At 63.0% G+C, this 24,376-nt stretch carries 20 protein-coding genes; 14 read left to right on the top strand and 6 right to left on the bottom strand.

The genetic code is table 11. From position 1 onward, the window contains the following. From HHL24_RS28940 to HHL24_RS28925, 4 genes are all read left to right on the top strand, one after another. A partial coding sequence (locus tag HHL24_RS28940; protein ID WP_169488760.1) for an acetyl-CoA C-acyltransferase occupies nucleotides 1-723 on the top strand: 723 nt, incomplete at its 5' end. 119 nt (nucleotides 724-842) lie between these two features. Continuing rightward, a complete protein-coding gene (locus HHL24_RS28935; RefSeq protein WP_169488759.1) occupies nucleotides 843-1,523 on the top strand; it encodes a hypothetical protein in 681 nt (226 codons plus the stop codon). Nucleotides 1,524-1,537: 14 nt separating this feature from the next. Beyond that, on the top strand, nucleotides 1,538-2,722 hold the full coding sequence (locus HHL24_RS28930; RefSeq protein ID WP_169488758.1) for a cystathionine beta-lyase: 1,185 nt from the start codon (nucleotides 1,538-1,540) through the stop codon (nucleotides 2,720-2,722). A 179-nt stretch (nucleotides 2,723-2,901) separates the two neighbouring features. Further along, nucleotides 2,902-3,351, top strand: a complete 450-nt coding sequence (locus tag HHL24_RS28925; protein ID WP_169488757.1) for a hypothetical protein — start codon at nucleotides 2,902-2,904, stop codon at nucleotides 3,349-3,351. 231 nt (nucleotides 3,352-3,582) lie between these two features. Here HHL24_RS28925 and serB read toward each other — a convergent pair whose 3' ends face one another. Then, a complete protein-coding gene (gene serB, locus HHL24_RS28920) occupies nucleotides 3,583-4,422 on the bottom strand; it encodes a phosphoserine phosphatase SerB (RefSeq protein ID WP_169488756.1) in 840 nt (279 codons plus the stop codon). A gap of 349 nt (nucleotides 4,423-4,771) precedes the next feature. Here serB and HHL24_RS28915 point away from each other — a divergent pair, with 349 nt between their 5' ends. From HHL24_RS28915 to HHL24_RS28900, 4 genes are all read left to right on the top strand, one after another. After that, complete coding sequence (locus HHL24_RS28915; RefSeq protein WP_169488755.1) at nucleotides 4,772-6,028, top strand: cytochrome P450; 1,257 nt, start codon at nucleotides 4,772-4,774, stop codon at nucleotides 6,026-6,028. Between the two features lie 329 nt (nucleotides 6,029-6,357). Next, on the top strand, nucleotides 6,358-7,380 hold the full coding sequence (gene ku, locus HHL24_RS28910; protein WP_169488754.1) for a non-homologous end joining protein Ku: 1,023 nt from the start codon (nucleotides 6,358-6,360) through the stop codon (nucleotides 7,378-7,380). Nucleotides 7,381-7,435: 55 nt separating this feature from the next. Further along, complete coding sequence (ligD, locus tag HHL24_RS28905; RefSeq protein ID WP_169488753.1) at nucleotides 7,436-10,489, top strand: DNA ligase D; 3,054 nt, start codon at nucleotides 7,436-7,438, stop codon at nucleotides 10,487-10,489. A gap of 44 nt (nucleotides 10,490-10,533) precedes the next feature. After that, the gene (locus tag HHL24_RS28900; protein WP_169488752.1) at nucleotides 10,534-10,836 is read left to right on the top strand and encodes a hypothetical protein; all 303 of its coding nucleotides are present in this window, start codon (nucleotides 10,534-10,536) and stop codon (nucleotides 10,834-10,836) included. 162 nt (nucleotides 10,837-10,998) lie between these two features. Here the strand turns inward: HHL24_RS28900 and HHL24_RS28895 are convergent, their stop codons facing one another. Continuing rightward, the gene (locus HHL24_RS28895) at nucleotides 10,999-11,976 is read right to left on the bottom strand and encodes a LysR family transcriptional regulator (protein ID WP_169488751.1); all 978 of its coding nucleotides are present in this window, start codon (nucleotides 11,974-11,976) and stop codon (nucleotides 10,999-11,001) included. A 163-nt stretch (nucleotides 11,977-12,139) separates the two neighbouring features. On the opposite strand from HHL24_RS28895, the gene HHL24_RS28890 reads away from it, so the two are divergent. Both HHL24_RS28890 and HHL24_RS28885 read left to right on the top strand, forming a co-directional pair. Continuing rightward, nucleotides 12,140-13,156 (top strand): zinc-binding alcohol dehydrogenase family protein, encoded by a 1,017-nt coding sequence (locus HHL24_RS28890; protein ID WP_169488750.1) that lies wholly within the window; start codon nucleotides 12,140-12,142, stop codon nucleotides 13,154-13,156. A 323-nt stretch (nucleotides 13,157-13,479) separates the two neighbouring features. Continuing rightward, entirely contained in the window at nucleotides 13,480-14,043 is a 564-nt protein-coding gene (locus tag HHL24_RS28885; RefSeq protein WP_169488749.1) for a DUF6013 family protein, read from the top strand. Between the two features lie 175 nt (nucleotides 14,044-14,218). Here the strand turns inward: HHL24_RS28885 and HHL24_RS28880 are convergent, their stop codons facing one another. Together HHL24_RS28880 and HHL24_RS28875 are read right to left on the bottom strand one after the other, a co-directional pair. Further along, nucleotides 14,219-15,025: an ABC transporter permease gene (locus tag HHL24_RS28880; RefSeq protein WP_169488748.1), complete on the bottom strand. Its 807-nt coding sequence runs from the start codon at nucleotides 15,023-15,025 to the stop codon at nucleotides 14,219-14,221. Next, the gene (locus HHL24_RS28875) at nucleotides 15,022-15,732 is read right to left on the bottom strand and encodes an ABC transporter ATP-binding protein (protein ID WP_169488747.1); all 711 of its coding nucleotides are present in this window, start codon (nucleotides 15,730-15,732) and stop codon (nucleotides 15,022-15,024) included. Before HHL24_RS28875 ends, HHL24_RS28880 begins: the two co-directional genes overlap by 4 nt. A 185-nt stretch (nucleotides 15,733-15,917) precedes the next feature. Here HHL24_RS28875 and HHL24_RS28870 point away from each other — a divergent pair, with 185 nt between their 5' ends. After that, complete coding sequence (locus HHL24_RS28870) at nucleotides 15,918-18,392, top strand: AsmA family protein (protein ID WP_169488746.1); 2,475 nt, start codon at nucleotides 15,918-15,920, stop codon at nucleotides 18,390-18,392. 237 nt (nucleotides 18,393-18,629) lie between these two features. Here the strand turns inward: HHL24_RS28870 and HHL24_RS28865 are convergent, their stop codons facing one another. After that, nucleotides 18,630-19,124, bottom strand: a complete 495-nt coding sequence (locus HHL24_RS28865) for a hypothetical protein (protein ID WP_169488768.1) — start codon at nucleotides 19,122-19,124, stop codon at nucleotides 18,630-18,632. Between the two features lie 402 nt (nucleotides 19,125-19,526). Between HHL24_RS28865 and HHL24_RS28860 the strand changes: the two genes are divergently transcribed. The 3 genes from HHL24_RS28860 (at nucleotide 19,527) to HHL24_RS28850 (ending at nucleotide 23,754) form a co-directional block, all read left to right on the top strand. After that, nucleotides 19,527-21,143: a sensor histidine kinase gene (locus tag HHL24_RS28860; RefSeq protein ID WP_169488745.1), complete on the top strand. Its 1,617-nt coding sequence runs from the start codon at nucleotides 19,527-19,529 to the stop codon at nucleotides 21,141-21,143. 78 nt (nucleotides 21,144-21,221) lie between these two features. Next, on the top strand, nucleotides 21,222-21,701 hold the full coding sequence (locus HHL24_RS28855) for a response regulator (protein ID WP_169488744.1): 480 nt from the start codon (nucleotides 21,222-21,224) through the stop codon (nucleotides 21,699-21,701). A gap of 79 nt (nucleotides 21,702-21,780) precedes the next feature. Continuing rightward, nucleotides 21,781-23,754, top strand: coding sequence for a hybrid sensor histidine kinase/response regulator (locus tag HHL24_RS28850; protein WP_169488743.1), 1,974 nt, complete (start codon nucleotides 21,781-21,783; stop codon nucleotides 23,752-23,754). Nucleotides 23,755-23,904: 150 nt separating this feature from the next. On the opposite strand, the gene mscL is transcribed toward HHL24_RS28850, so the two are convergent. Continuing rightward, nucleotides 23,905-24,354 carry a large conductance mechanosensitive channel protein MscL gene (gene mscL / locus HHL24_RS28845; protein ID WP_169488742.1) on the bottom strand — a complete coding sequence of 150 codons (450 nt, stop codon included), beginning with the start codon at nucleotides 24,352-24,354 and terminating at the stop codon, nucleotides 23,905-23,907. Nucleotides 24,355-24,376 lie beyond the last annotated feature (22 nt).

Raw genomic sequence — 24,376 nt, 5'->3', positions numbered from 1 at the left:
TCGATCCATATGGGCGTGACTGCCGAGAACGTCGCGCGCAAATACGAGATCTCGCGTGAAACGCAGGATGCACTCGCGCTCGAATCGCATCGCCGCGCGGCCAACGCGATCACGAGCGGCTACTTCAAGGACCAGATCCTGCCGATCACGATTCCGTCGAAGAAGGGCGACGTCGTGTTCGATACGGATGAGCACGCACGCATGAACGCAACGGCAGAAGACTTCTCCAAGTTGAAGCCGGTGTTCGCGAAGGAAAACGGCACGGTGACGGCCGGCAACGCGTCGGGCATCAACGACGCCGCCGCGGCGGTCGTGCTGATGGAACGCAGCGTCGCCGAAAAGCGCGGCATCAAGCCGTTGGCACGGCTGGTTTCATACGCGCATGCAGGCGTCGATCCGGCCTACATGGGCATCGGCCCGGTGCCGGCAACGCGCAAGGCGCTCGAACGCGCCGGCCTGACGGTCGCCGATCTGGATGTGATCGAAGCGAACGAAGCGTTTGCCGCTCAGGCGTGCGCGGTCAGCAAGGAACTCGGTTTCGATCCGGCCAAGGTCAATCCGAACGGCTCGGGCATTTCGCTCGGCCACCCGATCGGCGCGACTGGCGCACTGATCACCGTCAAGGCGCTGTATGAATTGCAGCGGATCGGCGGCCGGTACGCGCTGGTGACGATGTGTATCGGCGGCGGGCAGGGTATCGCGGCGATCTTCGAACGGATCTGAGGCCGAGGCGGGGCAACGCAACGCAGCGCGAGGCGTCGGTTTTCCCCGCCGAAGCAAGCCCGACAGTAAGCGGGTAGCAAACGGGTATCGAGCGGTATCAGGTAACAAGGAAACAACGGATGCAGGAATCGAAAGCGATCAAGGGCGCAACGCGTCGGCGCGGTTGGGCAGTCCCCCAAGGTGGCTTCCTTCGGGGCGTAGTGAGCGTGGCCGCATTGCTGTGTGCTGGCGCCGGGGCTGTGCTGCCCGCGCAGGCATGGGCGGAAAGCGACGCGGTGAAGGAGCTGGCGGCGCCCCCGCCGATTCAGTTGCCGCTCAAACCGAGCCCTGAATTCGCGAAGTTTCCGCGCTACGCCGGCATGTTGGGCTCGCGTCAGATCGTGCTGCGGCTCGGCGCGAAAACCGACGACCCCGCCGGCGTGCACGGCGAATATCAGTACACCGATACCGGCGAAGTGATCCTGATCGCGGGCGACCGCGACGGCGATACGCTGGAAGTCGAGGAATCGAACGACGGCACGCATATCACCGGCAACTGGGTGGGCAAGTTTGCTGCGGATGGCTCGGTTGCGGGCGACCGGATGAACGTCGACGATTCCGATCCGCAGCCGTTCGATCTGAAGCCGTTGGCAGCGGGGCAGGCCGTGCCGGCTGCATCAACGGGTGCTGCTGCCGGAGCGGCGGCCAACAAGGCGGCGGTCGCGCCGCAGCCGTCCGCCGGCAGCGCAGCAGCGCCCGCCTCGGCGACGAGCAGCGCTCACGCCGTCGGTGGGGTTAGCAACCTGCAAATCGGCGAATAAAGCCTACATACACCATGACTCAATCCAAACTCAAACGCGGCCTGCAAACCCACATCGTGCGTCACGAAGATCAGCTCACGCCGGGCTTCGAGTCGTTCTCGATGCCGGTGACGCGCGCTTCGACGGTCGTATTCCCCGATCTCGCGACGATGCGTGCGCTCGACTGGAAGAACGACGCGCAATGGCGCTATGGCCTGCACGCCACGCCGACTTCGCTCGCGCTGGCGCAGCGGCTTGCCACCATTGAAGGCGGCAACCACGCGTTGTTGCAGCCATCGGGGTTGTCGTCGCTTTCGAACGTGTACTTCGGCATCGTGAAGGCCGGCGACGACGTGCTGATTCCCGATAACGTCTACTCGCCGAACCGCGATCACGGCGACTGGCTGGCGCGCGATTTCGGTATCACCGCGCGCTACTACGATCCGATGATCGGCGCGGGGATCGCCGATCTGATCCAGCCGAATACGCGTTTGATCTGGCTCGAAGCACCCGGTTCGGTCACGATGGAAGTGCCCGACGTGCCCGCCATCACCGCGGTGGCGCGCGCGCGCAACGTCGTCACGGCGATCGACAATACCTGGTCGGCGGGGCTCGGTTTCCGGCCGTTCGACCACGGCGTCGATATCTCAGTGCAGGCGCTAACCAAGTACCAGTCGGGCGGCGGCGACGTGCTGATGGGCGCGACGATCACCGTCGATCGCGAGTTGCATCTGAAGCTGAAGGCAGCGCGCATGCGCATGGGCATCGGCGTCTCGTCGGATGACTGTTCGCTGATTCTGCGTAGTCTGCCGACCATGCAATTGCGCTTCGAGCAACATGACCGTGCGGCGCTGGGCCTCGCCACCTGGCTGAAGACGCGCCCGGAAATTGCCGCGGTCTTGCACCCGGCGTTGTCCGACTGTCCGGGGCATGCGTTTTTCAAGCGCGACTTTACGGGGGCGGGCGGACTGTTCTCAGTGGTGTTCGACGCACGTTACAGCGCGGCGCAAATTGACACGTTCTGCGAGTCGCTCGAGCTGTTTTCGCTCGGCTGGAGCTGGGGCGGTGCGCACAGTCTTGCGATGCCTTACGACGTCGCCTCAATGCGCACCGAAGGCCAATGGCCGTATCGCGGTACGTTGGTGAGGTTCTATATCGGTCTGGAAGAAGAGGCTGATTTGCGCGCGGATATCGAACAGTGTCTGGTGGCGCTGGGTTAAGCGCCTGAGAGCTGATTGCCGAAGCTTGAGTAACCCCATCAGGACGTGTTCCCGATGGGCTTTTTCTTTTGTCAAGATAGCCAGTAAGCCTAACCATTCGGCCGAATGGTCGATGCCTGATCTCGACGCTACGATGGTGCACATCCCGACTAACGGTTACTGCACGATGGTGAGCTTCGATGAATCTATTTTTCTGGATGTTGCTGAATCTTGGCGTGCCGATTGCCGGCCCGATCTTTACGCTAGCGCTCGTCGCACCCACGCACGGCTGGCGCGTCGCGAAGACGTTGATCGCCGCATCGGTGAAAGACGGCCAACTCTTCTGGTGTGCGATCGGGCTGTGTGCGGCCGCGGTTTATGAGGCGGTGACCGCGTTGGAGCGGGGGAGTGGCGGGGTGCCTGTCCTCGAGTTCGCCATTGCAGGATTCTGCATGCTGGCATTCGCCTGTTCGAATATCGTGATGTCGTCTTTGGTCAATGCACGTCAGGATCAGGCGGCCACATGTATTCGTGACAGGCAGAAACGGTTTGCTACGGGGGCGTTGTCGCGTGTGGCAATTGCGACTTCGATTCTTGCAACATCTCTTGTAGCCACTCTGTTCGCAATCCTACACGTGCACCTGATTTAGATTTTTTAGATAACGCAGCTCTTATACTGATCTCCTTTTGGGAGGCCCTCATGCATAGACTATTCACATTTCTGGAATCTGACGAAAATTACGCCCGTGTTCTGAAGTGGACTAACGTCGTGATCGGAGCCGTTGGAGTCTCCATGTTGGGCATGTTCCTGATTGCCCATCTCAATAAATAATTCTCGTACCGGCGCTGGCCGCCATTGCCCCGGCCGGCGCACTCAAGCTTCAGAACAACCGCAGCAACCCATCCAGCCCAACGTGGTTGAACGCCACGCTGGCTGCTTCGCGCACCACCGGCTTCGCGCGGAATGCGACGGAAAGTCCCGCAGCGGCCATCATTTTCAGATCGTTCGAACCATCGCCCATCGCAATCGCGCGGGTCGGCTCGATGCCCAGTTGGGCGCATGTCTCGCGTAATGTGCGTGCCTTCACGTCGGCGTTGACGATCTCGCCGACTACGTTGCCGGTCAACTTGCCATCAACGATTTCGAGTGTATTCGCACGCGTGAAATCGAGGCCGAGCCGGGCCTTCAGCTTCTCTGTGAAGAAAGTAAATCCGCCGGATACCAGTAGCGTTTTCAATCCCGCCGCTTTCGCGCCGGCCAGCATCTGTTCGGCGCCCGGCGAGAGTTGCAGCCGTTCCTCATAAACGCGTTCGAGCGCGCCGGCGTCCAGTCCCTTGAGCAGCGCCACGCGGCGCGTCAGACTCTCGTTGAAGTCCTTGATTTCGCCGCGCATCGAGGCTTCTGTTATCGCGGCGACTTCTGCTTTCAACCCGCAGAAGTCGGCGATTTCATCGATGCATTCGATCGTGATCAACGTCGAATCCATGTCCATCGCGACGAGGCCGAAGTCACGCAACTGGCGGCCGGGTTCGACAAACGCGTAGTCCAGTTGATGCGTGCCGCAATAGATCTCAAGGTCGGCGCGTTGCGCAACGTTCGCGTCGGCGATGCGAATCGCGTTCGCGTCGATGACTGCGGCGTGCGAGCCACGCGCGAGCGCGACGAGCGTCTTGTGGTGGTCGGCGGAAAGGGGCGCGGTGCTTTGGATGACGAGGTTCATGGGCGGACGCATTGGCGCAGAAAAGGGCGGCCGCGCGAGGCGCGCGGAAAATCCCGCCATTGTAACGTTTCGGTGGCCTGCGGCCCGCCGGACAGCCTGCAACCGGATGGCAACCCGCCCGCCCAACGACCAGGCATGCTGCGCAATGCAGCGCGCCTTGCAGCCCCAAACGCAACCCACGAGGTAATCCACCGTGCAATCATCAGGCGCCCGCGTCATACTGTCGCTTCGAACGACGCCCCGCAGCCCATCGAGCCTGTCGAGCCCGCCGCGCCGATGAGGCGCGTGGCACATCGCACACGGCACGCATTGGCACCAGCGACGAGGCGCACCACCACGGAGACAAGTCATGACCCCCGCGACCGCCAGCGACGCGTCCACCCTTGCGCGCGACTTCGATCTGCGCCATCTGAGTCCCGCGTTCTATGCCGATCCGTACCCGGTCTACCACGCGCTGCGCGCCCATGAGCCGGTCAAACGCATGCCGGACGGCTCGCTATTTCTGACGCGTTTTCGTGACGTACAGGCGGTCTACCGCGACCCGAAAACGTTCAGTTCCGACAAGACCGTCGAATTCAAACCGAAGTACGGCGACTCGCCGCTCTACACCCATCACACCACCAGTCTCGTCTTCAACGATCCGCCGCGTCACACGCGGGTGCGCAAACTGATCGCCGGTGCGCTGACGGCGCGCGCGATCGCGGCCATGGAGCCGGGGCTGATCCGCCTCGTCGATGGCTTGCTGGATGCTGCCGGGGCGCGTGGCCGGATCGATCTGATTGGCGAGTTCGCGTCGGCGATTCCGGTCGAGATCATCGGCAATCTGCTGGATGTGCCGCACGCCGAGCGCGAGCCGTTGCGCGACTGGTCGCTGGCGATACTTGGCGCGCTTGAGCCGTCACCGAATGAGGCGCAACTCGAACGGGGAAATCGCGCGGTCAGCGAATTTGTCGACTATTTGCGCGATCTGGTGATGCGGCGCCGACGCGAACCCGGCGATCCGCAGCACGACGTGCTGACGCGCCTGATCCAGGGCGAGCACGGAGAGCAGGGCGGCGAGCAGTTGTCGGAAGCGGAGCTGCTGCAAAACTGCATCTTCATCCTGAACGCTGGTCATGAGACCACCACGAATCTGATCGGCAACGGTCTCGTTACGCTCACCGACTGGCCGGAGCAGCGCGCCGCGCTACTGCGCGAGCCGTCGCTAATCGAATCGGCGATCGAAGAGTGTTTGCGATTCGAGAGCTCGAATCAGCTAGGCAACCGGATGGCAACCGTCGACGCGGAGATCGGCGGCGTCGCGGTGGCACGCGGTACGCCCGTCACGCTGTGCATCGGCGCGGCCAATCGCGACTCCGAGCAGTTCGCGGAGCCGGACCGCTTCGACATCCGCCGCGATCCGAACCGGCATCTGGCGTTCGGCTTCGGTATTCACCAGTGCGCGGGGTTGTCGCTCGCGCGACTCGAGGCGCGCATCGCCATCGGACGCTTCGTGCAGCGCTTTCCGGCGTATCGGCTCGACGGCGAACCGACGCGCGGCGGACGCGTGCGGTTTCGCGGCTTCGCAGCGGTGCCGGTCGAGCTCGAGCCGACGAGCGGCGGTTGACAGGCACGTAAGCAAGCACCCGCGAGCACCCGAGCAAGCACCCGAGCAAGCACCCGAGCAAGCACCCAGGCAAGCACCCAGGCAAGCACCCAGGCAAGCACCCAGGCAAGCACCCGAGCAAGCACCCAAGCAAGCACCCAAGCAAGCACCCAAGCAAGCACCCAGGCGAGCCCCCAAGCAAGCACCCAAACGCCGTATCTTTTGCCGACATGACGCAAGACTTACAGCCGATGCCCGTGGCAGCCAGCACGGTGCCGCGCCAGTCATAGCGCCAAAACCGTGGCACGCTTGCTGCTTCACCGAAGGTCCTAGGCCTTGGGGAGCGCACGATGGCACACATGATCTGGAAGGGCGCAATCAGCTTCGGCCTCGTCCACGTTCCGGTCCAGTTGTATCCGGCGACGCAGTCGGAGAAAGTCGGTTTCAATCTGCTGGACAAGCGCACGATCGATCCGATCGGCTACAAGCAGATCAACAAGCGCAGCGGCAAGGATGTGACGCGCGAGAACATCGTGCGCGGCTTCGAGTATGAAAAGGACAAGTACGTCGTCCTCTCGGACGAGGAGATTCGCGCAGCGAACCCCGAGTCGACGCAGACGGTCGATATCCTCGCATTCGTCGACGCGCCGGACATCTCGTTCCTCTATCTCGACACGCCGTACTTCCTGACACCCGATCGCAAGGGCGAAAAGGTGTACGCGCTGCTGCGCGAGGCGATGAAAGCGTCGGGCAAGATCGGCGTGGCGAGCGTCGTGCTGCATAACAAGCAGCACCTCGCGGCGCTGATTCCGGTCGGGCCAATGCTGGCGTTGAACACCTTGCGCTGGGCCGCCGAGGTCCGCGACTTCGACGAATTCAAACTGCCGCCCGAAAGTATGAAGGCGGCCGGCGTCAGCGCGCGCGAACTCGACATGGCGAAAAAGCTGATCAACGACATGAGCGACAAGTGGGATCCGTCGCAGTATCACGACACGTTCCGCGACGACATCATGGCGCTGGTGGACCGAAAGATTCGCGCGGGTAAGACCGAGGAAATCACCGAAGTCGAGGCGCCGCGCGATTCGCGTCAATCCGCCGACATTCTCGATCTGTCCGACCTGCTCAAGCGCAGCCTCGGCCGTGGCAAAGGCAAGCCGGCCGCGGGTACGCGCAAGCGTGCGGGGGACGATGACGACGCAGCCGCCGATACCGATACCGAGGCCGAGGCCGAGGCCGAGGCCGAGACAGCCGCACCGGCCCGCAAAAAACCACGCGCGGCGCGCTCGGCGGGTACCAGCCGCAGCGGTGGCAAGAGCGCAGGTGCGAGTGCCAAGGCGGCGCCGGCGGCACGAAAACGGCGCGCGGCAGCCTGATCAGTCACCTGATCGATAACGCCGCGCTAGCTCGACCCACGACGAGTTCACCTCCATGAACGACAGGCTCGATCTCTATAACCGCAAGCGGCGCTTCGACGAAACGCCGGAGCCATCGGGCGCGGCTGCGCGCAAGCAAGCCGGCCGCCGGACGGCGGCGCGTGACGCGGCCCGCGTATCGAACGAGCCGCTGTCGTATGTGATTCAGGAGCACGACGCGCGGCGCTTGCATTACGACTTCCGGCTCGAACTGAACGGCACGTTGCTGTCGTGGGCAGTGCCCAAGGGGCCGAGCCTCGACCCGTCGGTGAAACGGCTTGCGGTGCATGTCGAAGATCATCCGGTCGAATATGGCTCTTTCGAAGGCGAGATCCCGCCCGGTAACTACGGCGCGGGAACGGTGATCGTGTGGGACCGCGGGACGTGGGAGCCGGTTGGCGGGGCGGCGGAGGCGGCCACATCGTATAAGGCGGGCAAGCTAAAATTCCGGCTCTGCGGCGAAAAACTGCACGGTGGCTGGACGCTGGTGCGCAGTCATATGCGCGGCAGCGGCGACAAGGAGCAGTGGCTGCTGATCAAGGAGCGTGACGACGAAGCCCGCGATCAGAACGACTACGACGTCCTGAAGGAGCAGCCGGGCAGCGTACTGGACGTCAACGCTCCTGTAGGCAAGCGCGCAAATCCCACAAGGACCGCCGCAAGGAAGTCTGCGAGCGAGTCTCCACGCGAGAGCGCAAGCAAGACCGGAGCGAAGACTGCAGTCGGGGCCGCCAGCGCTGCGAACGCTGCTACGGGCAAAGAGGCAGCCACCAGTTCGAAGACCACCGGCAAGAAGCGGGTAAAAGTCGCCTCACCAAGCCGCGCCGATCCGAAAAAAACCGATATCGTGTCGACCCGTAGCGCGCAATCGCTGCGCGAGCTTGCCGTATCGCCCTCGATCGAAGGTGCGGTCGCGACCACGTTGCCCGCCACCTTCAAGCCGCAACTGGCGACCCTCGTCGACGCGGCGCCCCCCGGCGATGAATGGGCATACGAAATCAAGTTCGACGGCTATCGCGTGCTGGCCCGCATCGATCGAAAAACAAAGACCCGTGCGGTTAAGGTGTTCACGCGCGCAGGCAACGATTGGACCGCGAAGTTCGGCAAGCAGGTGAAGGCGCTCGAACAACTCGACATCGAAAGCGCATGGCTCGACGGCGAAGCGGTGGTGCTCGATGAAAACGGCGTGCCGAGTTTTCAGGCGCTGCAAAACGCGTTCGACTCGAACCGCCCGCAGGACATCGTTATCTATCTGTTCGACATTCCGTTTCTGAACGGCTACGACTTGCGTGGCGTGCCGCTCGAACAACGCCGCGCGATCTTGCGCGCGTTAATAGACGCGCACGACGTGGACGCGCACGACGGGGAAGGGCACGAAGGCAGTGTGCTGCGCTTCTCCAACGACTTCGCGTTCAGCGCCGACGATCTGCTGAAGAGCGCGTGCGACATGGCGCTCGAAGGGATCATCGGCAAACGGCGCGACAGCGGCTACACATCGGGGCGCTCATCCGCATGGATCAAATTGAAGTGCCGGCGGCGGCAGGAGTTCGTGATCGGCGGCTATTCGGAGCCGTCGGGTAGCCGTGCGGCGTTCGGTGCGCTATTGCTCGGCGTCCACGATGACAAAGGCAAACTGCAATACGCCGGGCGTGTGGGCACGGGTTTCGACGCAGCATTGCTGCGCTCGGTCAAGAAAGAACTCGACGCACACGTAACGAGCCGCATGCCGTTTGCCAGCGCGCCACGTGAGCGTAGTCGCACGCCGGTGTATTGGGTCGAACCGGTGCTCGTCTGCGAATGCAATTTCGCTGAATGGACGAGCGAGGGCATTGTGCGGCAGGCGTCGTTCGTGAGTCTGCGCAACGACAAACCGGCGCGCCAGATCGTCAGGGAAGCACCCCGTCAAGGAGCCGACGTGCAAGAGCAAACCGATACCGAGTCTGGCACCGTGCCGAAGAAGCGCACGACGAGAAAGACCATCGAGACGCCCGCAGCCGAGCCCGCTAAAAAAAGCTCAGCGAAGACGGCCACTGCAAAGACGTCTGCAGCGAAAGGGGCAGCGGCGAAAGCCACGGTAGCGAAGACGCCGGCCAAAAGCACGCCAACGGCGAAAGCAGGAGCAATCAGAAGGCCAGCAGAAAAAACCGCGACGGCGAAATCAAAAACCGCCGCGACGCCAGCCGAAGTCGCCGGCGTCCGCGTATCTCATCCCGAGCGCATCATCGAGAAAAGCACCGGCACCCGCAAGATCGATCTCGTGCAGTACTACGAATCGATCGCCGACTGGATGCTTCCGCATCTCCAGGACCGGCCGGTTTCGCTGGTGCGCGCGCCCGAGGACATCGGCGGCGAGCTGTTTTTCCAGAAGCACAGCCAGAAGCTGTCGATTCCCAACGTCACGCAGCATCCCGGACTCGACCCCGGCCATCCGCCGCTGATCACTGTCGATACGCTCAAGGCTTTGGTCGGCGCCGCGCAAATGGGCACCGTCGAATTTCATACGTGGAATGCCGTGGTGTCGAACATCGAAAAACCCGATCGCATGGTGTTCGATCTCGACCCCGATGCATCGCTCGGTTGGGAGCGGATGATCGAGGCCGCGCAACTGACGCGCTCGCTGCTCGAAGAACTCGGCCTGACCTCGTTCTGCAAGACCAGCGGCGGCAAAGGATTCCACGTGGTGGTGCCGCTCGCGAAGCAGGCCGGCTGGGACGAAGTAAAAGAATTTTCGCAAGCGGTCGCGCAGCATATGGCGACGACGCTGCCCAAGTACTTCAGCGCGAAGATGGGTGCGCAGAATCGCAAGCGGAAGATCTTCGTCGATTATCTGCGCAACAACCGCGGCTCAAGCACGGTAGCCGCATTTTCGGCACGCGCCCGGCCGGGCCTGGGCGTTTCAATGCCGCTCTCGTGGGACGAAGTCGCGACTACGACGAGCGGCGATCAATGGACCATCAAAAACGTGCACGAGCGTCTCCAGGATCTAAAGCACGACCCGTGGGCGGGCTACGCGAAGACGCGTCAGCGCATTACCGCGGCAATGAAAAAACGTCTGGATGAAGCAGAGTGACCGTGATCCAACCGGCCTCATTCAAGCTGAAAAAGGAGCAAGCCATGAAAACCTCACCTCAATCGTCGGACGGCAACAAGCAAGCCGACCCGCACGCAAAGAAGCATCCGCGATCGACGCAGGATGCGTCCGCGCCGCTGCCGAACGAAACCGATCAAGACCCGGAATCGCAGCACGAGGACAATCCGCGTCGCGTCGGCAAGCAGGCGCATAGCGACGTCGAGCGTGGACTGAAGGATACGGACCGCCGCGGCGCTGACGAGTATCAGCAAAAGACGCAAAACGACGCGCACGCGGACGTCAACTCCGATGGCAAGACAGGCGCCGGCAGGCGCGGCAAACGCTGATGGTGCGTGTGCGCTGATTCGCAGGAAAACGTCGCGGCGTGCCGATCCGGCGTGTCCACAAATGCGCAACCATTGACGCGCTGCGAGCCGGCTCCTGTGCACTCGCGGCCAGGCCAGGGTGGTCGACGCCTTGGCGCGGTCCGCCGTTGGGCTAAGTCGGAATCAGTCCGGCTCAACGTCCCAATAAGGAGGATCGCCGAAATGCGCGGCAAGGAACTCGATGAACGCGAGCGTCCTCGGCGGCACGAACGCACGGCTGGGGGAGACCGCCCAGATCGCCACATTCTCCGCGAGCGGATAGGTGTCGAGCACGCTCACCAGTTCGCCGCTACGCAGATGCGGCGCCACGTCCCAGGTCGATTTGAGCGCAATGCCGAAACCGGCCAGCAAGGCGTCGCGAATGACCTCACCGTTGTCGACGACGAGGCGCCCGCTCACGCGTACCTCCAGCGGACCGGTGGGCGTCACGAATGCCCAGTCGCGCTGGTCCGACAGGATGATGCATTCATGCTGTGCGAGGTCCGAAGGATGGTGCGGCACCCCATGCGCGGCGAGGTAAGCGGGTGCGGCGCACAGCACGCGGCGGTTCACGGCCAGGCGCCGCGCCACCAGCGAGGAATCCTTGAGCGCGCCGACTCGGATCGCTACGTCGATACCCGCATCGACCAGATCGACCACCTGATCCGTCAGGCGCAGATCGACGCTCACGCCGGGATAGCGGCGCAGAAATTCACTGATCACCGGCGATACGTGCTGCCGCCCGAACGACGACGGCATCGACACCCGCAAGCGCCCCTGCGGTTCGGCCCGCGCGCGGCCCACCGAGGCGCGGGCGGCATCGGCCGCGTCGAGCAGCGCCTGGGCGCGTGTCATGAACACTTCGCCGTCCTGCGTGAGACTGATGCGCCGGGTGGTCCGATGCAGCAGGCGCGCGCCGAGGCGCTTTTCCAGTTGCGCGATGCGCGAGCTTGCCACGGCCGCCGACAGGCCGAATTCGCGGCCGGCTGCAGACACGTTGGCGAGCAGGGCGGCCCGCACGAACAGGGCGACGTCGAGCAAATCCAGTCGTTCGCGCTCGCCGGAAGAGGGTTTTACGGCGGCTCTGGCAGCCGGGATTGCTGGATCGGCAGGATGGTCCATTCTTCTGAAATTCAAAAAGATGTTTCAGTCATTATGATGCTTTTATGAGAATAAGAACCGCCTTAGAGTGACAGCAACGCGATCGATTGCCCCGAAACGGTGCCACGCGCCGCCGGCAAGGATCGCCGGTCTCTCAACCTCATCTGAAAGAACAGGAGCTGTGATGAAAGCCGTAGGTCTCTATCGCTATTTGCCGATCGATCAAACCGAGTCGCTGGTCGACGTCGATATTCCCAAACCCGAAGCCACCGGCCGTGACCTGCTTGTGAAGGTCGAAGCCATCTCCGTCAATCCGGTCGACACCAAGGTGCGCGCCCCGAAAGACACCGTCGAGAAAGCACCGCGTGTGCTTGGCTGGGACGCCGCCGGCACCGTGGTGGCGGTCGGCCCTGACGTTACGCTGTTCAAGGTCGGCGATCCGGTTTTCTATGCGGGCAGCATCACGCGGCCGGGAGCGAATAGCGAGTTCCATCTGGTCGACGAGCGCATTGTCGGGCGCAAGCCGGCGTCGCTCGATTTCACGCACGCAGCCGCATTGCCATTGACTGCGATCACGGCCTGGGAGGCGCTCTTCGATCGTCTCGGCGTGTCGCCGCAAGGCGCGGACGAAGGCCGCACCGTGCTGATCGTCGGCGGGGCGGGCGGGGTCGGCTCGATCGGCATCCAGCTGGCCAAACAACTTGCGAAACTGAAAGTGGTCGCGACCGCCTCGCGTCCTGAATCGGCGAAGTGGGCGACGGAGTTGGGCGCGGATCATATCGTCGATCACTTCGGCGACATGCCCGCGCAGCTGAAAAAGCTCGGCATCGACCAGGTCGATTACGTGCTGATCTTCAACGACACCGACAGGAATTTCCCGGCGGCCGCTGAGGTGGTCAAGCCACAGGGCGGTATTTGCTCGATCGTAGAAAACAGTCAGCCGGTGCCGGTCGAATTATTGAAGGCGAAAAGCGCCGCGTTCCATTGGGAGTTCATGTTCACGCGTTCGATGTTCGGCACGCCGGACATGATCGAGCAGCACAAGCTGCTGACCGAGGTGGCGCGTCTCGTCGATGCGGGCACGTTGCGCACGACGGTCGGTCAGGATCTCGGCAAGATCAACGCCGAGAATCTGCGCCGTGCGCATCGACTGCTCGAAGACGGGCGCGCGATCGGCAAGCTGGTCCTGACGGGTTTCTAAGCCGCGCAGGTTTTGCACAGGGTTTGGCGGTTCTGCCAGATCGCACGCGCAGAAAACGCCTCATTGCAAGCGGGGTAACACCCGATTCGTATGAAGCGCGCGCGACGTCGCTTGGCAGTAGACTGGTGGGGCATCATGCTAAATCAGTTGCGTGTCTCGCGGGTCGTCTGGCCGGGCCTCAACCAGGCCTTAACCAGGCCTCAACTTGGCATTGACCTGGTATTCACCTGGCATCAAGCAGGCTTCGGTCAAGCTTCGGTCAGGCGGCGCATTGGCAGTAGCGCTTCAGCGAGCGCGCAGCGGCACAACAAGGAGGTGACAGTATGAGCTCCAGCTTCAAACTCTCCGCCGTTTCAGTTGTCGCTTCTCTCGCGTGCGCGCTCGCGCCCGGCATGCTCGTGACGGCGGCTCACGCGGCCACGCCGATCACGGTGACGTCGCAGTCCGCCCTCGACGGGCCGATTCGCTACACGGTCCGCGTCACGTCGAAACAGTTCGGCAATTCACAGGAAACCCGCACGATCCGCTCTGGCGAATCGGACGACTTCACGTGGAAAACCGTGCCGCCGGGCGGCCCCGTGCCCGCGACCGATACTTGCCCGAATTATTCGTCGCTCCCGACGGATACCAACGGCGCCATGATTCGTCAGACGCAGATCCGTTTTGCACCGGTCGTCGCGGCTGACGGCACCGCGTCCGTGCAATTGAGTTTCCAGGCACAGACGCCCCACGGCGTAAAGACGGTGACGAGCGGCGGCAAAACGCTCAAGTGTCCGAACGACGTGACCGTCAGCCAGATTCTGCGTTTTACGATGCCGACCAACGGCAGCACGAAAACGCTGACGCTCAATGACGGCACCGAGGTGGCGGTCACGGCGAAACGTTGAGGGTCGCGCGCGAAGTTTGCCCGCGATGTCGCCCGCGATGTCGCCCGATAAGCGTCGCGTGACGTCGCGGCGGCAGCGTGGCTATCTGCCGGCAGCAGCAACCAGCCAGCTTCGCGCATGCTTGCCTCACGCCATCGTGCCGGTGGCGCGAATGCATTGCGCATCGGCTTGCCCCTCAACGCTGCGCCGCAGCCCGCTCCACCAGCCGCGCCGACAGAAACCGGTGCTCCGCCGAGAAGAGCCGCCGATAGGTGAGCAGCACCGCGCCCACCGTCCCCAAAGCCGACGCCGCCGCGATCAGGAACATGATCACGATCTGATAGCGCACCGCCTGCAATGGCGACTGACCGGCCAGCACCTGCCCGGTCATCATGCCGGGCAAACTCACCACGCCGACCACGGCCATCTGATTCAGCGTGGGCATCATGCCCGCGCGCACCGCCTGGCGCGCCGGCGCCTGCGCCGCTTCCCAACGGGTCGCGCCGAGCGCGAGCGCCATGTCCACACGGTCACGCCGCGCGGTCAATTCCTCAGTCATCCGTTCGATGCCGAGCGACACGCCGGTCAGCGTATTGCCGAGGATCATGCCGAGAATCGGAATCGCGTATTGCGGTTCGTACCACGGGTGAATGCGGATCACGACGAAGAGTCCAACCGCGGCCACCAGCCACGAACTGACCCAGATCGACAGCACGCTGTCCGCACGCTGGCCCGCATAGGTACGGCTGCCGCGCTGCGCGCCCGCAAAGCCGGCGATCAGCGTCATCACGACCATCAAGGGCAGCACCACGAACCAGCGGTCGTAACGGAACACCCAGCCGAGCACATAGCCGATCGCCAGCAACTGCACGACGGTGCGTACCGCTGCCCACGCGAGCTTGCGTTCGAGGTCCAGCTTGAGCGCCACCGACACCACGCCATTCACCACGATCAGCAACGCGGCGATCGCCACGTCCCACAAACTCAGGTTCTGCAATGTCATTGATCGAGCTCCTGATGCGCGGGTGTTACCACGGATTCGTCGAGCACACCGGCACGCATCGTGAGGTGCCGCGCGCTCATGCGCGCCGCTTGCGCCGGATCGTGCGACACCCACATCGACGCATGCCGGCCGGGATCGGCCGCGAACCACGCGTGCACCAGAGCCTCGATCGCGCGTGACGACTCCGGGTCGAGCGAAGCGGTGGGTTCATCCAGCAGCAGCACTTCGGGTGCGAGTTGCAGAACGCGAATCAGCGCGGTGATCTGCGCTTCTCCGCCGGACAGCTCGCTCGCACGTTTGTCGAGAAAATCGTCGCCGCGGCCGGCCTGAGCGGCGAGGCTCGCCGCGCGTGCGCGATCGAAGCGCACGTCGCGATAGGTGCGCAATTCGAATGGGTAACGCAGATTGTCTTCGACGCTGCCGTCGAGCAGCGCGGGCCGCTGCCGGATATAGGCGACATTGCGCCGGTAACGTGGAATGGCGGCGCGCTCGACTGGCGCGCCGTGCCACATGATGCGCCCCGCATCGAGCGGATCGAGCAGGGCGAGGGCGCGCAGAAACACGCTCTTGCCCGAACCCGACGGCCCGGTGACCGCGACGCGGTCGCCGCCGCGCAGGGCGAAGGTCGTCGGCTGCAGCAGCGTTTGCCCGCGCAATGCATCGCGCCGGGCGATGCCGTCGGCGAGGACGAAAGGAACATCGGTCATGGGTGGGATCGTGGTGGATTTCTGCGTGGATTCTGAGGCCGTCATGACATTCATTGACGTTTTCCATGGCAGGCAACCTGTGCCCGAACTGTGCGGCATGATAAAACGGCATCTGTCAGACAATACTACCAGGCACGATACGTGCTGCCCCGATGCAGAACGAAGAACAAAGGCGGAGCTTCTCAATGGCAGTGTCGCGCACGATTGGAAGGCGGATAGGAAAAATCATCGCATGGCTGGTGGCGATCATCGTCATTCTGATTGTCGCGCTGACTATTTTCATCCTGACCTTTGACTGGAACCGGGCCCGGCCTTACGTCAACGACAAGGTCACGCAGGCGATCGGCCGGCCGTTCGCAATCAACGGCGATCTGAAAGTAGGCTGGCGGCACCCGGTCGGCGAGACCGGCTGGCGCGGCTGGGTGCCCTGGCCGCGCTTTTCGGCGGCCAATATCACGGTAGGCAATCCTGATTGGACCAAACAGCCGCAGTTCGCGACGCTCGATGAAATCGACTTCGAGGTCAAGGTGCTGCCGCTGCTCGCGCACGACATCGTGATTCCCGCGATCAATCTCGTGAACCCGTCGGTCGACCTCGAACGCCTGCTCGATGGGCGTAACAACTGGACCTTCAAACTGCCGGCGTCCACCGGCCCTTCCGAATGGAAGCTCGATCTGCACGACATCGCGTTTGCCAAGGGCAATATCGCGCTGTCCGATCAGCAGAAGAAGGTCGAAATGCAGATGGCCATTGATACGCTCGGCCAGCCGATTCCGATCGGTGAGGCAATGAAGCAACAGGAGGCCGCGTCGCGCAGCGCGTCGGCAGAGACGGTCGGCAAAGCGGGCGCGGGCAAGCTCACTGCACAGGCTAACGCGCAGGCCGCATCGGAAGCTGCGGCGGCGTCCGCGGCGGCGGCTTCAGGCGCATCGTCGACGGAGATCGCCGCTTCGGGCGCGACGCCGGCGAATGGTGCTTCAGGTGCGCTGGTTGCCGGTGGGGCGAGCGGTGCAAGCGAGGCGGTAAGCGGCACAGCGGTGGCCTCGGCGTCGAGCGCCAGCGAGGCAGCCACGGCGCACGGCGCGAAGCCGGCGATCCCGCCTTACGCGATCGGCTGGACCGTCAAGGGTACCTACAACAAGACGCCAGTGTCCGGTAGCGGCAAGGTAGGCGGCGTGCTGGCGTTGCAGGACGTGAACCGGCCGTTCCCGGTGCAGGCCGATGTGAAGGCAGGCGATCTGCGTGTCGGCCTCGTGGGCACGATCACCGATCCGGCGCATCTTGCCGCGGTCGATTTGCGCCTCTGGCTGCAAGGCAACAGCCTGGCGCGGCTGTATTCGCTGACGGGCGTGACCTTGCCCGACACGCCGCCGTATGCGACCGAAGGGCGTCTTGTCGGTCAGTTCAAGTCCAGCGGCAACGTCTTCAAGTATGAAAATTTTACAGGGCGGGTGGGCGGCAGCGATCTGAATGGTTCGCTGACCTACACGGCACGTGAGCCACGTCCGCTGTTGCAAGGCGAACTGGTGTCGCGTCTGTTGCAATTCTCCGATCTCGCACCGGTCATCGGCGCGGACTCGAACGCGAGCAAGGCCAAGCGCGGCGATGCGACGGCGCAGCCGAGCAACAAGGCACTGCCGGTCGAAGAATTCCGCACCGACCGCTGGAAGGCGATCGACGCTGACGTGAAGTTCACGGGCCGCCGCATCGTCAAGGAGACCAACCTGCCGATCACGGACTTGTACACACACGTCGTGATGACCGACGGCGTGCTGTCGCTCGAACCGCTGAAGTTTGGCGTGGCGGGCGGCTCGCTGGAATCGAACATCCATCTGGATGGCAGCGCGACGCCGCTGAAGGGCCGCTTCGCGACGTCGGCGCGGCATCTGAAGCTCAAGCAGTTGTTCCCGAACTTCAAGACGATGCAGAACGCGCTCGGCGAAATCAACGGCGACGCCGCGCTGACCGCAACTGGCAATTCGCCGGCGGCATTGGCGGCGACGTCGAACGGCGAGGTGAAGGCACTGGTCACCGATGGGACAGTGAGCCGCCTGCTCATGGAAGCCGCGGGGCTGAATGTGGCGAACGTGGTTTATGAAAAGCTGTTCGGCAATCGCGACGTGAAGATCAATTGCGCGGCGGCGGACTTTGTCGCGACGAACGGCGTGCTGGATTCGCGCGTCTTCGCGCTCGACACGGACGACGCGGTGATCAACATCGACGGCGATGTGAATCTGCGCGACGAGACAATGGATCTTGGCGTGCATCCGCATACCAAGGGCTTCCGGGTGTTTTCGTTGCGCTCGCCGCTGTATGTGAAGGGGACGTTCAAGGATCCGCACGTGGGGGTGAATGCCGCCGCGCTGGCGCTGCGAGGTGGCGCCGCTATCGGGCTCGGCTTGATCAATCCGTTTGCGGCGCTGATTCCGCTCCTTGCGCCTAGCAATAACAAACCGCTGCCGTGCGCGCAGTTGCTGTCGCAGGTTCGTCAGGCGCCAAGCGCGCCGCCGCCGGGCGTGAAGCAGCAGCCTAAACCGACCATTTCCCTCGACGGTGTGCCGGTGAACAAGTCTTCCGCGGGCGCGTCCTCGCCGGCTGCGGCCGAAAAGAAGCCTGCTGTCGTGTCGCCGGCCAGCGCGGCCGAATATAAGGGGAGCTGATGTTTTCTGCGTTGCCCGCGGACTGGTGGAGTTGGACCTTCGGCGCCAGCCTTTCCTTGATTTTCTTGTGGCTGCTTAGCGTTCCCCCGGTACGGGGCGAACACTAATAAAGCCAAGCAGGAAAAGGAAAGGCGATGCCGTCGGCACGCGAGCAAACACGCGCCGTGCAGGCGAAAGAGAAAAACGGGGATCGGCGCCGCGTGCTTAAAACAGGGCGCCGATAAAGAAAAGGAAGAACTACCTTAACGAGCGCGGAGCGGCGTCTCCTGCGGCATCCTGCCTGCGAACCCCTCGTCGGGCGCCCCCAACGCGGGTGGCGCCAAACTCCGTCAGGATCTTGCCTCTAGCCCGGCTCGCAAAGACCAGGAACCCAAATCCGTCGGCTTCATACCAATACCCGCCGTTCTCGAGCCCGTCGAGCGGCTGCTCCAACGCATTGGTAATGGATTCGATACAACGCCGCCGCAATTCGGCGGGGGCGGGATAAGGTGGCTGTGCGCCTCGTACGCTGCACAGGAGAACGTCGAGCCCGGGCAGCACATGTGCATAGAGCACCGGCTCGTCTTGCGCGCGAGCGCGCGCAATTTTGGTGTCGAGCTGACTGAACGGCTTGAAATGCCGTAGCACCGCGAGGAACGACTCATCGCCGTCCACCTTCGCGCGTCTACGCTTTTTCGGGAAGGACATAAAAATTCGCCTGAAAAAGAATTGCAAGAAACGCAGAGTCCTCATGCGACAACTCCCGGCTTCGCGCGCCGCACGTCGATCTTTTATAGCATACGACAAGGCCGGATTCACGGTGATTCGGCGTCTACGCCGCCCCACCGCCTCCCGCACGAATCATGCCGAACCGCCTCGCCGCGCGCTTTCGCTTCCCAGCACATCTGTCTCCATCATAGACTCACGCGCCGCCGAAAAAACATCTCGTACCAATAAAAAAGTCATTTTTATGTGGGCGAGCGCATCTTGCCGCTACGTTGAAATATCTCACATTCACGTCGATAATGGTCCGTCCCGGCTGCACTGCGGCGTGCCTGCCAGTCCTGCACCGCAACGGGCCGCCCGCGTGGTGAGGCGCGTGGTCCGTGCAGGACTGGCAAGCACGCCGCGGCTTGAACGACCCTTCGGGCGCACATGAAACTATTCACCAAGGGTTTGCTGCTGATTGCAGTGCCGAGCGCGGTCGAGCTGGCGCTTCTGGGCGTCGTCTTCGATACCCAGGAGCAAACGGCGCAGGCCGCGCAGTGGGTCAGCAACAGCAAGCAGATCCTTTATCAGTCGTCGGCCATTGTCGATCCGTTGCTGCGTCAGGCCGCGCGGGTCCGCACGGGCATGGTTGTCGGCGATCCGTCGTTTATCGACCGCCACACTGTGTGGGTCGATCTCGGCGACCGGCTTTCGAACCTCGAAGCGCTGGTGGCCGGTACGCCGCAACAGGTCGAGCGCGTGCACAAGATGCAACAGGCGATCGAGGCGTATCGCGCGCAGGCCGTCACGATCTCGGAGGCGCTGCACGCAGGACGCAAGCTGAGTTCCGTTGCCGCGCGGGATACGGGTGCGCTCCCCCAGCAGATCGCGCTGTTTCGCGATCAGCTTGCTGAGTTTAGTAGCGAGGCCTCGCGGCTCGACGCCGAGCGCGGCGCGGCCTTGGCACGGCGCCACGAACGCCAGCAATATGCGCTGATTGCCGCGGTGTTGGGGTCGATGCTGATCTGGGCGGTCACCGCCGTGGTGTTTGCGCGCAGCATCGGTCGGCGCCTGGAAGTGTTGACAGGCAACGCCGAACGTCTGGGCCGCGGGCGCGAGCTCGCGGCACCGCTGTCCGGCAGCGACGAAATTGCCGCGCTCGACGCGGTGCTGCATCAAACGGGCGCGCGCCTGCGCGAGGCCGAAGGCGAGCAGGCCATGCTGAAAGCGCGGCTCGAAGCGCGCGCGCGGGAACTGGCTGCCGTCAACGAAGTACTGCGCCAGGAGACGCAAGACAACGAAATGTTCATCTACAGCGTGTCGCACGATCTGCGCTCGCCGCTGGTGAATCTGCAAGGCTTTTCGAAAGAATTGCAGGTGTCGTGCGACGAACTGGGCAGCATCGTCGAGGTGGCGAAACTGCCGGAGGCCGAGCATCGGCGTATGGTGCATATCCTCGACGGCGACGTGCGGGAGTCTCTGCAATATCTACGCACCGCGGTGACGCAGGCGGCGGCGATCATCGACGCGCTATTGCGGATTTCGCGCGCCGGCCGGGTCGAATACCAGTGGCAGCGGGTGAGTGTCGGACGGGTGGTGGGCCGTGTGGTCGACGCGCTGCAGGGCGCGATCCGGCAGCACGCGGCGGTGGTCACCGTGCGCGAGTTGCCGCCCGCATGGGGCGACCCGGGCGCGATCGAGCAGATTTTCAGCAACCTGGTTGGTAACGCACTCAATTATCTCGACCCGGCGCGCAATGGGCGCATCGAGATCGGCGCCCTGGAGCCGGAGCCGGAACCGGTCGACGAGACGGAACCGCGCGCGTTGCGCACGCGCACTTATTATGTTCGCGACAACGGCCTCGGGATTCCGGCGGCGTACATGTCGAAGGTGTTCCGGGCGTTTCAGCGCTTGCACGGCGACGTCGCGAACGGAGACGGCATTGGCCTCGCGGTGGTCCGGCGTATGGTGGAACGGCATGGCGGGCACGTTTGGGTCGAGTCGGCGGAAGGCGCGGGATCGACCTTTTTCGTCGTGTTGCCGGAACAGCCCGCGCGTCATTGAGTCGGGACAGTCGCCGGGAGGCACTGTGGAGACAGTTAAAAGCACTATGCAAAAACGGATTGTCAGCACGGAGGGCGTATGAATCACGGGGAGACGGTCAGTATCGTGCTGATCGAAGATGACGACGGCCACGCCACGCTGGTCGAGCGCAACCTGCGCCGTGCCGGTATTTCAAACGGTTTCGTGCGCTTTCGCGATGGCCAGCAGGCACTCGATTACTTCTTCGGCCCGGCGCCGGCCGACGCTGCGGCCAGCCCTTACCCGCCTCGCGAAGATCTGACGAATTTCGTCGTCCTGCTCGATCTGAAAATGCCGCGTGTGGATGGCTTCGAGGTATTGCGGCGGCTTAAGGAGTCGCCACAGACAGCCGCGGTGCCCGTGATCGTGCTGACCACGACCGACGATCCGCGCGAAATCGCTCGCTGTTACGAACTCGGCTGCAACGTCTATATCACCAAGCCGGTCGAATATGACGCGTTCATCGAAGCCGTGCGCCGTCTCGGCTTCTTCCTGCAGGTGGTCAAGCTGCCGCCGGGCCACCGGCTGGCCGCGCCGTGACGGGAATTTCATGTGAAGGCGCTCCGAAAGCGGCCCATGACAAGATAGCGACACCAGACCTAGCCAAAGAAGACTCCGCATGACCGAAGAAGTGTCCACGCAGCCCGCCGCGTATGTGCTGGTCGTCGATGACGATGAGGGCATTCTGCGGCTCGCGCGCAAGTCGCTCGAACGCGCCGGCTGCCGGGTTGCAATCTGCGCGGGTGTCGAATCCGCCCGCGAGCGGCTTGCCACGGGCGCGCCCGACCTGCTTGTGCTCGACTACCAGCTCAGCGGGCCGGAGACCGGTCTCGACTTCTTTCGCCGCTTGCGGGCGGAAGGTGTGCGGATCCCCGCCATTCTCGTGACCGGTTTCACTGACGAATCCCGCGTAATCGAAGCGTTGCGCGCGGGCGTATCCGATGTGGTGCCGAAATCCGGCGATTACCTCGATTACCTGCCCGAAGCGGTGGACCGGGTGCTGTCCCAGGTGCGTTTGCAGAAGGCTTCGGACGAAGCCTTGCTGCTACGCGATCGCGAACAGCATTACCGCACCTTGTCGGAGGCGTTGCCGCACCTCGTGCTGACCTGCAACGCCGCGGGCGATTGCGATTTCCTTTCGAAGCAGTGGTTCGACTACACGGGGTTGGCGGAAAGCAGTTCGTATGGTCTTGCGTGGCTCGAAGCGGTGCATCCCGACGATCGCGAAGAGATTCGCCGCACGTGGCTCCAGGCGGTGACGAGCGGCGCCGGCGATTATCGGCACGAACTGCGGATTCGCCGCCACGATGGCGCTTATCGCTGGTTCGACGTCCGCGCGGTCGCCATGCGTGACCCCGAGGGCAATGTCAGCAAATGGTTCGGCAGTTGCACGGACATTCATCCCCAGCGCGAGGCGATCGAGGAGCGCGAACGGCTGCTCGCTTCGGAGCAGGCCGCCCGCCAGATCGCCGAAGAAGCCAATCGTGCGAAAGACCGCTTCCTCGCCATGCTGTCCCACGAATTGCGCACGCCGCTCACACCTGTATTGGCGGGCGCCAGTGTGCTGGAGATGATTCCGGATCTGCCCGATCAGGCGCGCGCGAGCGTGCGCATGATCCGCCGCAACGTCGAACTTGAAGCGCGGTTGATCGACGACCTGCTCGATCTCACGCGCGTGGCGAACGGCAAGCTGCGTCTGTCGCTCGAAACCGTCGACGTGCATGAGGTGATGGACAGCGTGCTCGAACTCTTTCTCAGCGAGATCCAGGTCAAGCAGCAGGACGTGCATGTCTATAAGAACGCGCAGCACCATTACGTGCTCGCCGACCGCGCACGGCTGCAACAAATGCTGTGGAACCTGATTCGTAACGCCGCCAAGTTCACGCCGGACGGCGGCCATATCTACCTGCGCACGCACGATGAACGCATGCACGTGCAGATCTCGGTTGAGGATACGGGCATCGGTATCGAGCCCGAACAGATCGGCAAACTTTTCAACGCGTTCGAGCAAGGCAACCAGAACATGACGCGGCAATTCGGTGGCTTGGGTCTGGGTCTCGCGATCACCAAGGCCCTGACCGATGTGCACGGCGGCACGGTGATCGCACAGAGTCCGGGCGCGCACTGCGGCGCGACTTTCACGATCACGCTGCCTACCGCCGCGGCGCCTGCGGAAATAGCGCCCGTTACAGCGCCTGACGAGGTGCGTCCTCCTGGTCTGTTAAGCATTTTGTTGATCGAAGACCACGTGGATACCGCTGAGGTGATGGCGCAGCTGATTCGCAGCCTGGGGCATGACGTGACCACGGTGGGCCGTGTGGACGATGCATTGGCCGCCACCCAGTCGCAGATCTTCGATCTGGTGATCAGCGATGTGGGCTTGCCCGATGGCACCGGCCTTGATTTCATCAAAGCGTTCCGCGAGCATTCGGATGCGCCGGCGGTCGCGTTGACCGGCTTCGGTACTGACGAAGATGTGCGCCGTTGCCTGAGCGCAGGCTTTACTTCGCATCTGACCAAGCCTGTTAATTTCGGACAGCTCGAAACAATGATCGAAAGCGCGCTGAGTCTGAAGGCGGAAAAGGACGCTTAGTCTGTTCGTAGCGTCGGCTGACTCGGCGTAATTTGCGCGTGGCATAAAAAAGCCTGTGGCGATTCCTCGCAACAGGCTTTTTTAATTCGCGCCGGCTAATGTGCTGGCGCGAGTGCTGAACGCGGTGAAGGAGGCTTAAACGCGGGCGGCTTAACGCGGCGCCGAGTTTTTCAGCGAATCGCGGATTTCACGCAGCAGCACGACCTCTTCCGGCGTCGGCGGCGGCTCTGCCGGCGCGGCTTCAGCCGGCTTGCGCAGGTTGTTGATGAACTTGACCATCAAGAAGATGATGAACGCGAGGATCACGAAGTTGATGGCGACGGTGATGAACGAGCCATAACCGAACACCGCCACGCCTGCAGTCTGCAAGTCTTTATACGACTCGGGACTGCCTTTGAAACTCGCGGGAATATCGCCGAGGCGAATGAACTTGTTGGAGAAATCGAGGCCGCCGGTGGCAACGCCGACAACCGGCATGATCAGGTCTTTAACAATTGAATTGACGATGGTGGAAAATGCGCCGCCGATAATCACCCCGACGGCGAGGTCCATCACGTTGCCTTTGAGGGCAAATTCCTTGAATTCCTTAATCATGCTCATATACGTTCCTCCCAGAAGTCGA

The organism is Paraburkholderia polaris (assembly GCF_012927345.1).
Lineage (GTDB): Bacteria > Pseudomonadota > Gammaproteobacteria > Burkholderiales > Burkholderiaceae > Paraburkholderia > Paraburkholderia polaris.
The sequence above is the reverse complement of the archived record's forward strand: the minus strand, read 5'-3'. Positions and strand labels throughout refer to the sequence as shown.

Coding starts and splice junctions, on each gene's coding strand:
- HHL24_RS28850 (WP_169488743.1), top strand. CDS start 21,781: ATGACCGAAGAAGTGTCCACGCAGCCCGCCGCGTATGTGCTGGTCGTC.
- ku (WP_169488754.1), top strand. CDS start 6,358: ATGGCACACATGATCTGGAAGGGCGCAATCAGCTTCGGCCTCGTCCAC.
- HHL24_RS28875 (WP_169488747.1), bottom strand. CDS start 15,732: ATGACCGATGTTCCTTTCGTCCTCGCCGACGGCATCGCCCGGCGCGAT.
- HHL24_RS28885 (WP_169488749.1), top strand. CDS start 13,480: ATGAGCTCCAGCTTCAAACTCTCCGCCGTTTCAGTTGTCGCTTCTCTC.
- ligD (WP_169488753.1), top strand. CDS start 7,436: ATGAACGACAGGCTCGATCTCTATAACCGCAAGCGGCGCTTCGACGAA.
- HHL24_RS28895 (WP_169488751.1), bottom strand. CDS start 11,976: ATGGACCATCCTGCCGATCCAGCAATCCCGGCTGCCAGAGCCGCCGTA.
- serB (WP_169488756.1), bottom strand. CDS start 4,422: ATGAACCTCGTCATCCAAAGCACCGCGCCCCTTTCCGCCGACCACCAC.
- HHL24_RS28870 (WP_169488746.1), top strand. CDS start 15,918: ATGGCAGTGTCGCGCACGATTGGAAGGCGGATAGGAAAAATCATCGCA.
- HHL24_RS28860 (WP_169488745.1), top strand. CDS start 19,527: ATGAAACTATTCACCAAGGGTTTGCTGCTGATTGCAGTGCCGAGCGCG.
- HHL24_RS28915 (WP_169488755.1), top strand. CDS start 4,772: ATGACCCCCGCGACCGCCAGCGACGCGTCCACCCTTGCGCGCGACTTC.
- HHL24_RS28935 (WP_169488759.1), top strand. CDS start 843: ATGCAGGAATCGAAAGCGATCAAGGGCGCAACGCGTCGGCGCGGTTGG.
- HHL24_RS28865 (WP_169488768.1), bottom strand. CDS start 19,124: ATGAGGACTCTGCGTTTCTTGCAATTCTTTTTCAGGCGAATTTTTATG.
- HHL24_RS28855 (WP_169488744.1), top strand. CDS start 21,222: ATGAATCACGGGGAGACGGTCAGTATCGTGCTGATCGAAGATGACGAC.
- HHL24_RS28925 (WP_169488757.1), top strand. CDS start 2,902: ATGAATCTATTTTTCTGGATGTTGCTGAATCTTGGCGTGCCGATTGCC.
- HHL24_RS28930 (WP_169488758.1), top strand. CDS start 1,538: ATGACTCAATCCAAACTCAAACGCGGCCTGCAAACCCACATCGTGCGT.
- mscL (WP_169488742.1), bottom strand. CDS start 24,354: ATGAGCATGATTAAGGAATTCAAGGAATTTGCCCTCAAAGGCAACGTG.
- HHL24_RS28890 (WP_169488750.1), top strand. CDS start 12,140: ATGAAAGCCGTAGGTCTCTATCGCTATTTGCCGATCGATCAAACCGAG.
- HHL24_RS28880 (WP_169488748.1), bottom strand. CDS start 15,025: ATGACATTGCAGAACCTGAGTTTGTGGGACGTGGCGATCGCCGCGTTG.
- HHL24_RS28900 (WP_169488752.1), top strand. CDS start 10,534: ATGAAAACCTCACCTCAATCGTCGGACGGCAACAAGCAAGCCGACCCG.